15 protein-coding genes are annotated in these 12911 nt (G+C 37.9%); 9 read left to right on the forward strand and 6 right to left on the reverse strand.

Going from position 1 to position 12911, the window contains the following annotated elements; translation table 11 throughout:
• Positions 1 to 12: 12 nt before the first annotated feature.
• Both ABNX05_RS19915 and ABNX05_RS19920 read right to left on the reverse strand, forming a co-directional pair.
• Positions 13 to 141, reverse strand: coding sequence for a hypothetical protein (locus tag ABNX05_RS19915; RefSeq protein WP_349661303.1), 129 nt, complete (start codon positions 139 to 141; stop codon positions 13 to 15).
• Positions 142 to 399: 258 nt separating this feature from the next.
• Entirely contained in the window at positions 400 to 660 is a 261-nt protein-coding gene (locus tag ABNX05_RS19920; RefSeq protein WP_079561543.1) for a DUF1871 family protein, read from the reverse strand.
• 72 nt (positions 661 to 732) lie between these two features.
• Between ABNX05_RS19920 and ABNX05_RS19925 the strand changes: the two genes are divergently transcribed.
• Positions 733 to 1902, forward strand: coding sequence for a MalY/PatB family protein (locus ABNX05_RS19925; RefSeq protein ID WP_349661304.1), 1170 nt, complete (start codon positions 733 to 735; stop codon positions 1900 to 1902).
• A gap of 258 nt (positions 1903 to 2160) precedes the next feature.
• On the opposite strand, the gene ABNX05_RS19930 is transcribed toward ABNX05_RS19925, so the two are convergent.
• Positions 2161 to 2373: a hypothetical protein gene (locus ABNX05_RS19930; protein WP_349661305.1), complete on the reverse strand. Its 213-nt coding sequence runs from the start codon at positions 2371 to 2373 to the stop codon at positions 2161 to 2163.
• Between the two features lie 22 nt (positions 2374 to 2395).
• A complete protein-coding gene (locus ABNX05_RS19935) occupies positions 2396 to 2983 on the reverse strand; it encodes a peptidylprolyl isomerase (RefSeq protein WP_349661306.1) in 588 nt (195 codons plus the stop codon).
• Positions 2984 to 3618: 635 nt separating this feature from the next.
• Between ABNX05_RS19935 and ABNX05_RS19940 the strand changes: the two genes are divergently transcribed.
• Positions 3619 to 5469, forward strand: coding sequence for a transglycosylase domain-containing protein (locus ABNX05_RS19940; protein ID WP_349661307.1), 1851 nt, complete (start codon positions 3619 to 3621; stop codon positions 5467 to 5469).
• A gap of 414 nt (positions 5470 to 5883) precedes the next feature.
• Here ABNX05_RS19940 and ABNX05_RS19945 read toward each other — a convergent pair whose 3' ends face one another.
• Entirely contained in the window at positions 5884 to 6447 is a 564-nt protein-coding gene (locus tag ABNX05_RS19945) for a DUF5366 family protein (protein WP_349661308.1), read from the reverse strand.
• A 154-nt stretch (positions 6448 to 6601) separates the two neighbouring features.
• On the opposite strand from ABNX05_RS19945, the gene ABNX05_RS19950 reads away from it, so the two are divergent.
• From ABNX05_RS19950 to mnhG, 7 genes are read left to right on the forward strand one after another with little or no spacing between them, the layout of a single operon-like run.
• Entirely contained in the window at positions 6602 to 9016 is a 2415-nt protein-coding gene (locus tag ABNX05_RS19950) for a Na+/H+ antiporter subunit A (protein ID WP_349661309.1), read from the forward strand.
• Complete coding sequence (locus tag ABNX05_RS19955; protein ID WP_049669152.1) at positions 9003 to 9425, forward strand: Na(+)/H(+) antiporter subunit B; 423 nt, start codon at positions 9003 to 9005, stop codon at positions 9423 to 9425. Before ABNX05_RS19950 ends, ABNX05_RS19955 begins: the two co-directional genes overlap by 14 nt.
• Positions 9425 to 9766, forward strand: a complete 342-nt coding sequence (locus ABNX05_RS19960) for a Na(+)/H(+) antiporter subunit C (protein ID WP_053593262.1) — start codon at positions 9425 to 9427, stop codon at positions 9764 to 9766. The genes ABNX05_RS19955 and ABNX05_RS19960 overlap by 1 nt, the downstream gene beginning before the upstream one ends.
• Complete coding sequence (locus ABNX05_RS19965) at positions 9759 to 11246, forward strand: Na+/H+ antiporter subunit D (RefSeq protein ID WP_349661310.1); 1488 nt, start codon at positions 9759 to 9761, stop codon at positions 11244 to 11246. The genes ABNX05_RS19960 and ABNX05_RS19965 overlap by 8 nt, the downstream gene beginning before the upstream one ends.
• A gap of 4 nt (positions 11247 to 11250) precedes the next feature.
• Positions 11251 to 11730, forward strand: a complete 480-nt coding sequence (locus ABNX05_RS19970; RefSeq protein ID WP_349661311.1) for a Na+/H+ antiporter subunit E — start codon at positions 11251 to 11253, stop codon at positions 11728 to 11730.
• Entirely contained in the window at positions 11727 to 12008 is a 282-nt protein-coding gene (locus tag ABNX05_RS19975; protein ID WP_079561532.1) for a Na(+)/H(+) antiporter subunit F1, read from the forward strand. Before ABNX05_RS19970 ends, ABNX05_RS19975 begins: the two co-directional genes overlap by 4 nt.
• On the forward strand, positions 11992 to 12360 hold the full coding sequence (gene mnhG / locus ABNX05_RS19980) for a monovalent cation/H(+) antiporter subunit G (RefSeq protein WP_349661312.1): 369 nt from the start codon (positions 11992 to 11994) through the stop codon (positions 12358 to 12360). The genes ABNX05_RS19975 and mnhG overlap by 17 nt, the downstream gene beginning before the upstream one ends.
• A 45-nt stretch (positions 12361 to 12405) precedes the next feature.
• Here the strand turns inward: mnhG and ABNX05_RS19985 are convergent, their stop codons facing one another.
• A complete protein-coding gene (locus tag ABNX05_RS19985) occupies positions 12406 to 12876 on the reverse strand; it encodes a GNAT family N-acetyltransferase (RefSeq protein WP_349661313.1) in 471 nt (156 codons plus the stop codon).
• Positions 12877 to 12911 lie beyond the last annotated feature (35 nt).

Genomic DNA, 12911 nt, shown 5'->3' on the forward strand with positions numbered 1-12911 from the left:
GTCATCCCCCCTTTACATATGTAACGAACCATTACTCCCAATTGTTACATATTTAAATATATTTTGGATTCCCATCATACCGTGTGGTTGATTCCCTTGTACTTCGCGGGTAGAAAATCCAAGTGCACTATCATTCGGCATTTTATCCGATGTAAAAATTTTAGATCGCTTTATTTTCGACTTTGTAAACTTTTAACAATGGCGATAATAATTATGTTCATCCAGGGGATTTTACTAATGTTTAAAATAGCTTTATTTTTATAGCTAAAAAAACGAGGTTGTCTCATAATTAAAAGACAACCTCGTTTTCTATAGAAAAGCAAAAACATAATTGTGCATCCACCAGAAGTTAAACCAATACAATATTGGTCACTCAGGTATTTTCACCTTTTGAAGAAGTTAAATAATGCATTTTGCTTCAAATTTTATCGCAATAAGTTTGTATGAAATGGCTACACAATCTTCATACGGAATCCATTCTTCAAACGAATGCTCATATGTTTCTTGAATAACCTTTGCAAGAACAGATGGATCGTCGATACCTTGCAATGCTGCTACAACATCTGCGGTTTCAGTATCATAATGATCTGGACCTAAGTGGAATGGATCCCACTCCTCTAGCAGATGTACGGCTGCTTGATTCATTTTTATATTTTCCAAAATACTCACCTATTATCCTTTTATCATACTCGTATGATACCATAGTAAATAAAAAAGAAAAGAGTGATTTGCTTGTCTATTTTTGATCAAACTATTAACCGTCGTTGTACAAACTCTGTAAAATGGGACGCAATGGAAAACGTATATGGGCTACAAGATGCTTCAGGCATACTCCCAATGTGGGTAGCTGATATGGATTTTGCTGCGCCATTAGCTGTATCAAAGGCGCTGCAAGAGCATGCTGAAAAGACTGTTTTTGGCTATAGCTTTGTTAGCGATGAAGCCGTACAGGCAATCGTAGACTGGCAAAATACTCAACATGATTGGCACATTGAAAAAGAATCCATTGTTTTCTGTAATGGTGTTGTCGCTGCTTTAGCCGATAGTATTATGGCATTTACTAATCCAGGAGATAAAGTTCTTATTTCATCACCTGTTTACCCACCATTCTATAACATCCCAAAAAGCAATGGCCGAGAGGTTGTTAATTGTCCTTTAGTAGAAAAAGACGGGACATATGTCTATGACTTTGTAGCCTTTGAGCAAGCACTTGCTCAAAATGTGAAAGCCTACATATTGTGTAATCCACATAATCCCGGTGGCTATGTATGGGATGAAGCTACATTAAAGGAAATTGTACGACTATGTGCAAAATATGATGTAGTAATTATTTCCGATGAAATTCATTCTGATTTAATGTTAGATGGCTCAAAACATACGCCATTAGCAAAAATCGCTGGCGATGAAATTGATCGCATTATTACATGTATGGCACCGACAAAAACATTTAACCTAGCTGGGATTCAAGTTGCCTATATGATCGTGACAGATAAGAAAAAGAGAATGTTACTAGAAGCAGTTCATATGGCTAGCGGGCAAGGCTCATTAAATACTTTTGCCGCTGTGGCACTTCAAGCCGCTTATACAGAAGGTTCGCCATGGTTAAACGAAATGCTACCTTACATTTCAGCTAATATGGACTATGTGATTGCCGAATTAGAACAATTACCTGGAATCCATATTACAAAACCTCAAGGCACTTATTTACTTTGGATTGATTATCGAGAATTAGAACTTGATGAAAATGAATTCATGCAACGATTGCTTGAACATGGCAAACTAGCATTAGAGCCAGGTACAAAATATGGCGAAGAGGGTCGCGGCTTCCTGCGTATGAACGTTGCTTGCTCATTTGAGACAGTGAAAGACGGTGTTCAGCGCTTTAAGCAAGTACTTCAGTAATAGGAAATAAATAGCAAAGGATATCTCAAGGTTTTTTTGAGGTATCCTTTTTTGTTTAGAATTATATCTCATATGGAGTTTAAGTTTTTGAAGAATGGAGCGAAGATAAAATTTTAACATGAGATTAATGAGAAAATATGATGCCTCGCAATCCTTAATGGCTGCGAGGCATCTGGTACAATCAATTATGCCTCCGCATAATTGCGTCTGGAGGCTTAACTTCTTTCATTTGGGTGTTTGGACACCCAATGAAAGAAGTTAAATATTTTGCTGATTGTTTGTATTATTTTTCTCTGAAAGAATACGTGCTTCGAGTTCCTTTGATTTCATTTCTTGTCTCTTAGAAATCTTACGGAAAACGGTAAAGACAACAATACATAATATAAGCATTATTAAAAATTCAAAAGCTGCAGGAACATAGCCTGATTTATCTTCTGGGAAATATAAAAATTGATACATTAAATGTTTCATGTTTTACACGTCCTTACAATTATTATTCAAAAACTGTAATTGACTCGATTTTCACATCTTCTACTGGTTTATCGCGCATGTCTTTTTCTACGTCTGCAATTTTGTCAACGATGTCCATACCTTCAACAACATGACCAAACACTGTATGTTTATGGTCTAACCAAGGAGTACCACCATTTTGAGCATATGCTTCAATAATCTCTTCTGGGAAGCCAGCACCTTGTAATTGACGAAGCATATCACTTGGAAGGTGCTTCATTTGTACGATAAAGAATTGTGAACCATTTGTGTTTGGACCCGCATTTGCCATTGAAAGTGCACCGCGAAGATTAAATACGCTATCAGAGAATTCATCCTCGAAAGAGTTACCCCAGATTGATTCACCGCCCATACCTGTACCAGTTGGGTCACCACCTTGAATCATGAAGTCTTGGATTACACGGTGGAAAATGATGCCGTCGTAGTAACCAGATTTTGCATGGCCTAAGAAGTTTTCAACCGTTTTCGGTGCATGCTCAGGGAATAATTTAATTTTGATGGCACCTAATGTTGTTTTCATTTCTACAAGTACTTCGCCTTCAAGTACTTCTGTTGTTAATTGTGGAAACATTGAAGTCTCTCCTTTAAAAGTAAAATTTCAGTTTCAATGAAAATGATAATACTATCATTTCTGACCTCATTTTAGTCTAACATACTTCTTAATGGTTTTCTTCACCAAAGTATTGACGATTTTTTGCACTTTTAACTTTTTGGCTAATAAGCAAAGTGTGGGGTTGATTTCCGTTCCGACTGGGCGACTCCTTATGGACGGTGTAATAGGTGAGACTCTAGAGCGAGCAAGTTGAGGAACGAAGGCTAAAAACATCAGGTCCTGTGATAACGCCTTCGTGACCAACATCCTATTGGCCCGAGACCCTGCAGCGTAGCGGGTGTTTACTGTGCGAAAGCGTAGCGACAGCAACAATGTTTTATCTGTGCGAAAGCGTAGCGACAGCAACAATGTTTTATCTGTGCGAAAGCGTAGCGACAGCAACAACAAAGCGCCCAGCCGAACGGAAATCACCCCCACGTTATGATGACGAACTTACTTTATGAAAATTTATTATCGTATTTAAACATACCAAGAGTTGTTCATACTGCTAGCCAAGGTTTTTGATAAAGTGCAAATAGGTCGGAACGAGTATTTGGAAACCATCCAAAATATGTTATTCTTTTGAGTGACTCATATTTAGAGTGGAGGCACACATGAAAAAGGCTTTTGGTTTTATTATCATTTTACTATCCTTACCTGTCCTTTGGTGGATTAGTACAAATATTAGGACGGAAATCCATGCGGCAAAAGCGCATGAGAAGCAAATTGCTAGCGCTATTCACTTACCGGAAGTTCAACCACAGCTTCCAGTAACACTTATTGATCAAAACGGCAATACATTTAGCGAGGAATATGTCGAATGGAGGCAACCTCTAACACTACAAGAAATCCCAAAAATTGCCCAGGAAATTTTCATCGCTAGTGAGGACGCTCATTTTTATGAGCATATCGGCTTTGACCTCAGTGCTATCGTTCGTGCAGTTGTTGCTAACTCAAGCACAAATTCAACGTCTCAAGGTGCCAGCACTATTACACAACAACTCGTTCGTATGCGTTATTTATCCGATGAAAAAACATATGAGCGAAAATTAACAGAAGTATTTTATTCCTATGAGCTTGAGAAAGAATTTGATAAAGACGCAATTTTAACGATGTATCTAAATGAAGCCTATTTTAGCAATCAAGTTTATGGAATTGGCGGAGCAGCTACCTATTATTTTCAAAAACCACTCCAAGAATTATCTATAGCTGAAATTGCATTTATTGCGGCTATTCCAAATAATCCCTCACTTTATAATCCTTTAAAAAATTTTGATAAAACAAAAGCTAGACAAGAGCGGTTATTAGATACACTCGCAACGAGCGGCGCTATTACAAAAGAAGATGCTAATACACATAAAGCTGAAACGATAACATTAAATGTAAAGAATAAAGCGCAAAGCTACCCTATGTACAGCACTTACGTCCTACAAGAGCTTAAATGGTTAGTTGCAGAAAAAGAAGGCTATGCGGATCGTCTTGCAAAAACACAAAGCGAAGAAGAAAAGAAAAAAATCAAAGCGCAGCTAGACAATCGACTCAAAACATTATTTCAAAATGGATTAACGATTTATACAGCGCTTAATCCAGACAAACAAGCAAATGATGAGAAAAAGATGACTGCCATTCTAGGCTCAGGCAAATTACAAGCAGCCGGAGCAGTTATTGATAATAAATCCCGTGAAGTAGTTAGTCTTTATGCAGGGAAAAACTATGAAAAGTTTGGTTATCATCGAGCCTTTCAAGGAACGCGTCAGCCAGGCTCTGCCTTTAAGCCATTAGCGGTATATGCACCTTTCTTTGAAACGACAGCACATACACCTGATTCTATAGTGAGTGGTGGCAGTTATTGTGTCGGTTCATTTTGTCCACAAAACTATGGCGGCTTTAAATACGGTGATGTACCCATTCGAGTAGCATTTCAATATAGCTACAATACATCGGCTCTCCGTCTGTTGAACACAATCGGAATTGATACAGCATTTAGTTATTTAGATCGCTTTAACTTCCGCTCCATCGTGGCAAAAGACCATAATTACGCTGTCTCCTTGGGAGGCTTAACGTATGGTGTTACAGCACTTGAGCTAGCAGACGCTTATACAAGCTTTATAGATGGCTCATACGTGCAGGCCCATAGCATCCGTAAAGTAACAGCGGCTGATGGAACGGAGCTTTACAGCTGGGATCCAGCACGCGATCAAATTTGGTCACCGAAAACTGTTAAGAATATGCGTTCAATCCTTTCAGATGTTGTTACTCGAGGTACAGGACAAGGCGTTTATAGTAGAAGTAACTATATCGGTGCGAAAACAGGAACAACTAACAACTATCGCGACTACTGGCTTGCAGGATTAAACGATGAATACACAGCAGCAGTTTGGCTGGGTTATGATAAGCCACAATCTATGGAAAGATTAGAAGACTATAAGATTCACCATCAACTATTTAATGTTTTACTACAGTAAATAGTCATAAATCCTCAATGAAAAGGAGCAGCCCTAAGTGAAATTCATCACTCTGGGCCGCTCCTTTCATTGCTTTAACGTTTCTATGTAATTTTAAATTTAATGGTTCATCACCAAAAGTTATGGATGACTTTTGTTAAAACATCTACTGTGTAAATAAGTTGATTGTAGTGGAGGCTTGGCGACTCCTTGGGGATTAGCAATAGAGGAACGAAGGCTAAAAGCATCACATCCTGTGATAACACCTTCGTGACCAACATCGTGTTGGCCCGAGACCCTGGAGCGAGCATCACGAGTGAAGCGGCTCATCGGACGCCCCCAGGAAGCTTTGCTCTGTGCGAAAGCGTAGCGACAGCAACAACAAAGCGCCCAGTCGGAACGGAAATCAACCACACGTTTTAGTGATGATCCCATTTAATGTGCAAACGGTAAGCTTGCCAAGATGCCATTATACAATTTTAAAACAACATAAATTATTAGCGATAATAGTATTGTCCACATAAATAGCTCAAATACTAGTAAGCCAATCGTTCCACCCATCGACATAAACTGACTCATTTTATAGATAAGGTAAATAAAGTAGATAAAAACGGTTAAGACAAAAATACCTACTAAAACGTAAATAAATTGAATAGCGAAAGCTGAACATATTGCACCAACTAATAATATGATGTATCCGCCTCGCGCTTGATGAACTGTCGCACCATCATTATCTTTTGAGAAAAATAACATTCCAAGCTCATGAATAGTTTCCCCTACTAATTTTAATGCTGAAAATAACATAAAAAAGATTCCCGCAAAAACAATTAGTAAAAAAACACGGAGCTCGAAATCGGATAAAAACTCCCGCATGCCAGAATATACACCAATTGCATGAAAAACTTGCAATGATTCACTTACAGCATACATACCAAACGTCAAACTAAATAACAAAATCGTGATTAATGGTAGATAACCATAAATATAAGGGTTTTTCATAAAAAATTTTTTCCTCTATTTTTATTGATAACTTCTTATTTATAATATATCCAAAATTCTTCCACTATCGCAAGCTAAATCCTATGAGTGCATATGCATTCATACAAAAAGTGCGTTATAATTAACCTACTTACTTGCATAAAGGAGGATTTTTTTGTTACAAGTACTTTATATTTTCATTCCAATGCTTGCTGCAATATTTGTGCCATTTTTATATAAACGCATTAAAAATATTCACACAGGCTGGTTTGTTCTTGCAGTCCCTGCTACACTCGCGATTATTTACGCTTCATATATCGCAAAAGTAGCAGATGGTAAAGTTTTTCTTGAAGAGCTTCCTTGGATTCCATCGCTTGATATTTCCGTCGTTTCTTATTTAGACGGACTTAGCTTGCTATTCTCATTACTAATTACCGGAATTGGCTCGTTAGTCGTACTTTACTCTATTTTTTACTTAGACAAACATAAAGAAAGATTACATAATTTTTATGTTTACTTATTACTATTTATGACCGCAATGCTAGGAGTAGTACAGTCAGATCATTTAATTTCTTTGTACTTCTTTTGGGAGCTAACATCCATTTCGTCATTTTTACTAATTGGCTACTGGTATTCTCGTGATGCATCTCGCTTTGGTGCACTTAAATCAATGATGATTACAGTCGGCGGCGGCTTAATGATGTTAGGGGGATTCATCCTTCTGTATTTAATGGGGGGAACGTATTCAATCCGTGAACTTATTGTCATGGCACCTAATTTAGTGCAGCATCCAATGTTCACTTGGTCACTCGTTTTAATACTTTTAGGCGCATTTACAAAATCTGCACAATTCCCATTCTACATTTGGTTACCAGATGCAATGGAAGCGCCAACACCAGTAAGTGCATACCTTCACTCTGCAACAATGGTAAAGGCAGGTATTTATTTAGTTGCACGCTTTACACCAATTTTCGCAGTTTCTGAGCTTTGGGTATGGCTCGTTACAGGCGTAGGTATTTTAACGCTATTCTGGGGTTCGTTCTTCGCTGTGAAACAAACAGATTTAAAAGGAATCCTTGCGTTCTCTACAGTGAGTCAGCTTGGCCTTATTATGTCATTGCTCGGAGCTAGTGCCTTAGCATTTCATGGCAATGGGGCAACAGATACGATTAAATTTGCTGCTTTTGCGGCGATCTTCCACCTGATCAACCATGCAACATTTAAAGGAAGCTTATTCATGATTGCAGGTATTGTCGATCATGAAACAGGTACACGTGATATTCGTAAGCTTGGTGGCTTAATGAGTATTATGCCGCTTAGCTTTACAGTTGCGGCAATCGGAAGCTTATCAATGGCTGGTCTACCGCCATTTAACGGCTTCTTAAGTAAGGAAATGTTTTTAACAGCAATGCTTGCACTGCAAAATTTTGAATTTTTTGGCTTTGACACATGGGGAGCACTCTTCCCGATTGTCGCTTGGGTTGCTAGTATTTTCACATTTGTCTACAGCTTCTATTTTGTTTTTAGAACATTTACTGGTAAATATACACCAGAGAAATTACCTCATAAACCACATGAGGCACCGATTGGCATGCTGATTTCACCGATGATTTTAGCAGCATTAGTGGTAACAATATTCTTTATTCCGAACCTAGTAGGGGATACTTTTGTAAAGCCAGCAGTACAAGCTATTCAGCCATTCTTATATGATTCACCAAAGGATATTAATATTCACGTGGCGGCTTGGCATGGTGAAATTACACCTGAATTAATCATGACATTTGGCATAATAATTATTGGGGTTCTATTGTTTGTATCATTACCGAAATGGCAGGGTATTTATCAAAAATTCCCACGATCTTTAACATTGAATAATGCATACGACAAAATAATGCTTGGACTAGACGTAGGGTTAAATCGTGTATCACGTCTATATATGACGGGCTCTATGCGTCATTACCTGCTATATATGTTTAGTAGTATTGCAGCGATTGTCATAGGTTCTTTATTTGTGAAGAAGGCCTTTACAGTCTCCTTCCAAGATACTGCACCTATTCGTCCTTACGAAATCATTTTAGTCGTAGTATTAGTCATTGGAACAGCTATTACAATTCTGGCAAAGTCACGCTTAACAGCGATTATAGGCCTTGGTGCTGTCGGCTACACAGTAGCATTGTTCTTCGTTATTTTTAATGCTCCTGATTTAGCATTAACACAACTTGTCATTGAAACGATTTCTGTAGCGCTATTTTTACTAGCGTTTTATCATCTACCGAAGCTTGGAAAACGAGAAGAGCGCATGAGATTCCAATTGAATCGGGCAATTGTTTCCATTGCTGTCGGTGTTATGGTTACGCTTATAGCACTGTCTGCACATTCACAAAAATTGATTCCAACGATTTCGAAGTATTATGAGGAAACAGTTTATTCAGAAGCTGGCGGTGGAAACATTGTCAATGTAATTTTAGTAGACTACCGTGGCTTTGATACATTATTTGAAATTACAGTGCTAGGAATTGCCGGCATGGCCATTTTAGCAATGATTAAGCTACGCATGAATAGAAAGGAGAAATCGCATGAAAACAAATGATGTCATTATACAATTTACAACAAAAATTGTATTCTTCATTATTTTCTTCTTCTCCATTCATATCTTCCTTGCTGGTCATTACACACCTGGGGGCGGCTTCGTCGGTGGACTTTTAACATCGAGTGCTATCGTACTTTTAGTCCTTGCCTTTGATTTAAATACGGTTCGTAAAGTTTTACCAATAAATTATACGTATTTAACTGCAATTGGCTTACTTCTAGCCCTAGCAACAGCCGCTTTCCCAATGTTTGTAGGTAAACCGTTTTTCACACATTTCTTTGATTATTTCGATTTACCGCTTCTAGGCAAACAGTCATTACACACGGCTATGCTTTTTGATAGCGGTGTCTATTTGGTTGTTGTCGGCGTTACGATGACCATTATTCAAACGATTGGGGAGGATGAATAATGGAAATAATTATGGCGTTTGTCATTGGCTTTTTGTTTATGGCAGCGGTTTATTTAATCTTATCCAAAAGCTTATTGCGTATTATTATCGGGACAGGTCTTTTAAGTCATGGTGCTCATCTTCTCATTTTAACGATGGGCGGGCTTGGTGGAGAAGCACCACCTGTTTTAAAGGAAGGGGCAAAAACTTTTGCAGACCCATTACCACAAGCGCTTATTTTAACTGCGATTGTTATTAGCTTTGGGGTAACTGCTTTCTTCCTTGTACTTGCTTACCGTTCTTACCAAGAACTCGAGACAGATGATATAAGCTTAATGAGAGGAAGTGATGAGGATGAATAACTTCCTTCTACTGCCCATCATCATCCCGTTTTTCTTCGGCATGATTTTAATGTTTGGGCAAAAAAATTTAAAATACCAACGTTCATTCGCATTACTAGGAATAGGACTTGCACTTATATCAGCCATTTCACTGCTTATAAAGGTGAAGAATGATGGTATTCAAAAGGTGACGTTCGGTGACTGGCCTGTGCCGTATGGTATAACGATGGTTTCAGATATGGTGTCCGCACTACTTGTCACAACAACGCTACTGATTGCCATCTTTGTTGTTTGGTATGGCTTTGGTTCCATCACTAAGGAACGTGAACGCTTCTTCTATTATCCTGGAATCATGTTTATTTTAACTGGGGTTAACGGGGCATTTACGACAGGCGATATTTTTAACCTTTTCGTATTCTTCGAGGTATTGTTAATGGCCTCTTATTTGCTCATCGTTCTTGGGGGCGAAAAAGGACAGCTTAAAGGTTCCATTAAATATATTTTAATTAATGTTATTTCATCTGCATTATTTGTTATAACAGTTGCCTTCCTATACTCAGTAGTAGGTACATTAAACATGGCAGATATTGCAGTAAAAATTGCTGACATTAATCAGCCAGGTATTGTTACGGTTATAGCTGTACTATTTTTAATGGTATTTGGGTTAAAAGCGGCTATTTTTCCTCTATACTTCTGGCTTCCAACTTCTTATGCGGCAGCTCCAATACCAGTGCTAACGCTATTTGGTGCACTATTAACAAAGGTTGGCATTTACGCGATTACTCGAACATATACATTGTTCTTCGTTCATGATTTATCATATACGCATGATCTACTAATGGCATTAGCAGTTGCAACAATTATTGCGGGCTGTATCGGTGCTCTTGCCTATCACGATGTGAAGCTTATCATTATCTATAATATCGTCATTGCTGTAGGTGTTATTTTATTCGGTGTATCTCAAATGAATGAAATCGCCCTAAAAGGTGCCATGTTCTATTTAATTCATGACATGCTTATAAAAGCAGCGCTCTTTATGTTGATAGGTATAGTGATTTACATTACGGGCACATCTGATTTACGAAAAATGGGCGGTCTTATGAATAAATATCCTGCCCTCGGTTGGTTCTATTTAATTGCAGCATTTGGTTTAGCAGGGATTCCCCCACTTAGCGGCTTCGTCGGAAAGCTGTTAATTGCTCAGGGAGGCTTTGAAGCAGGCAGTAAATGGAGCAGTATTTTTATTTTAGCTTCGTCACTTCTCGTGTTATTGTCAGTTATTCGTATTTTCCTTTATGCCTTTTGGGGTGAGGAAAAAGAAACGACAGGTACTGTCGATAAAAAAGTCTATCATACATTATTCGTGCCTACTGTTATTCTAGTGCTCATTACCGTAGCCTATGGTGTTGGTTCTGAATGGATTACCCCATTTATGGACGATGCAGCAAAACTATTAAGTGATCCATCTATTTATATAGATGCTGTATTGAAGGAGGATTAGTGATATGGCATTTCAAATTATTTTAAATGTTATGCTTGCCTTTGTTTGGATGTTCCTTTCTTCTAATTACACAGCAACAGGCTTTATCATTGGGTTCATTCTCGGTATTGTATTACTCATTATTATGCGTAGATTTTTTACAACCCGTCTTTACGTCTACCGCATATGGGCAATCATTAAACTGACTTTACTCTTTTTAAAAGAGTTAGTGTTAGCGAATATACAAGTGCTTCGAGTGGTCTTAAAGCCAAAGTTGGATATGCAGCCTGCGTTCTTTGCCTATCCTACTGTTTTAACACAAGAATGGGAAATTACATTATTATCGAGTCTCATTACGTTAACACCTGGTACTGTAGTAGTGCACGTATCAGATGATGCAAAAACGTTGTATGTACATGCTATAGACATGAGTGATGTCGATGAAGCAATTACTGCAATTCGGGATTCATTTGAGAAAGCGATTTTGGAGGTGAGTAAATCATGACAACGTTTATTATTACTGCAATTGTGGTGATTTGCTTATCGATGGTTGCAGTTATTTATCGAATGGTAAAAGGACCTTCTGCATCCGACCGTGTGGTAGCATTGGATTCATTAGGTGTATCAGTCATCTCGCTAATTGGACTGTTTTCAGTATTGGTTGAAACAAGCTTCTTTCTGGAGATTATATTATTGTTAGCGATCTTATCGTTTATCGGTACGGTTGCTTTCTCTAAATTCATAGAGAAAGGAGATATCATTAAACGTGACAATACTCGCTAATAGTTTAGTTATCTTTTTCATTTCTATCGGGGTGCTATTTATTGTCGTGACTGCCATTGGTCTTGTCCGTTTACCTGATTTGTACACACGTGCTCACGCTGCTTCAAAAAGCGCAACGCTCGGTGTCATGTGCGTACTTATTGGCGTATTCTTTCACTTCTGGCTCATTGAAGATCACTTTAACCCCCGCATTTTGCTTGGTATACTGTTCCTGTTCATCACAGGTCCTGTTGGAGGACATATTATGACTCGCTCCTCATACATCGCTGGTGTAAAGCCTTGGAAAGGCACAGTACACGACGAGCTTGGTCCTGAAATTGTTCGAATGAAAAAGGAACAAGGCATTAAATAACTTTACAAAAAAAGTGGCAATGAATAGACTTCATTGGCCACTTTTTTAATTGTTTGATAGCATAAAAAATTCCTTTTCTAAACCAATACCTTCCCAAAAGTTTAATGCTAAGTCATTTTCTAAATCTACATAAACATTTACTACAGTAGTATCATGTTCGTCATTAAACCAATTCACTAAATCATCTACAAGACGTTTAGCAATCTTCTGTCTTCTATATACTGGTACTACATAAACTTCGTCTATTTGACCATAGTTCATATCGTAAATAAAATCTTTTTTGATCGATGCCAATCCAAAACCAATCATTTCATTATTTTCATTCGTTGCTATATAAATGGCCCCATATTTTGATTCAATATATTGTTCTAGCTGTTCTTGAATTGCCTTCCTTTCACTCTCCCCTAATTCACAATCTGCCGTTTCTATCGCATTTTCATTCCATAGTTCCAATATTTCATTTAATAATTTCTGGTTTACAACATCCTTAGTTAATAGTTGAATATGTATGCTCATTTCTTTCATCTCCTATAACGTTTGATGATTTAATC

Origin of the sequence: Lysinibacillus zambalensis, assembly GCF_040183165.1 — a bacterium.
Classification (GTDB): domain Bacteria; phylum Bacillota; class Bacilli; order Bacillales_A; family Planococcaceae; genus Lysinibacillus; species Lysinibacillus zambalensis.

What these genes read in the sequence shown, in the direction of transcription:
- ABNX05_RS19965 (WP_349661310.1), top strand. Translation starts at nt 9,759, where the DNA reads ATGAATAACTTCCTTCTACTGCCCATCATCATCCCGTTTTTCTTCGGC.
- ABNX05_RS19915 (WP_349661303.1), bottom strand. Translation starts at nt 141, where the DNA reads ATGCCGAATGATAGTGCACTTGGATTTTCTACCCGCGAAGTACAAGGG.
- ABNX05_RS19985 (WP_349661313.1), bottom strand. Translation starts at nt 12,876, where the DNA reads ATGAGCATACATATTCAACTATTAACTAAGGATGTTGTAAACCAGAAA.
- ABNX05_RS19970 (WP_349661311.1), top strand. Translation starts at nt 11,251, where the DNA reads ATGGCATTTCAAATTATTTTAAATGTTATGCTTGCCTTTGTTTGGATG.
- ABNX05_RS19975 (WP_079561532.1), top strand. Translation starts at nt 11,727, where the DNA reads ATGACAACGTTTATTATTACTGCAATTGTGGTGATTTGCTTATCGATG.
- ABNX05_RS19930 (WP_349661305.1), bottom strand. Translation starts at nt 2,373, where the DNA reads ATGAAACATTTAATGTATCAATTTTTATATTTCCCAGAAGATAAATCA.
- ABNX05_RS19955 (WP_049669152.1), top strand. Translation starts at nt 9,003, where the DNA reads ATGAAAACAAATGATGTCATTATACAATTTACAACAAAAATTGTATTC.
- ABNX05_RS19945 (WP_349661308.1), bottom strand. Translation starts at nt 6,447, where the DNA reads ATGAAAAACCCTTATATTTATGGTTATCTACCATTAATCACGATTTTG.
- ABNX05_RS19940 (WP_349661307.1), top strand. Translation starts at nt 3,619, where the DNA reads ATGAAAAAGGCTTTTGGTTTTATTATCATTTTACTATCCTTACCTGTC.
- ABNX05_RS19935 (WP_349661306.1), bottom strand. Translation starts at nt 2,983, where the DNA reads ATGTTTCCACAATTAACAACAGAAGTACTTGAAGGCGAAGTACTTGTA.
- ABNX05_RS19960 (WP_053593262.1), top strand. Translation starts at nt 9,425, where the DNA reads ATGGAAATAATTATGGCGTTTGTCATTGGCTTTTTGTTTATGGCAGCG.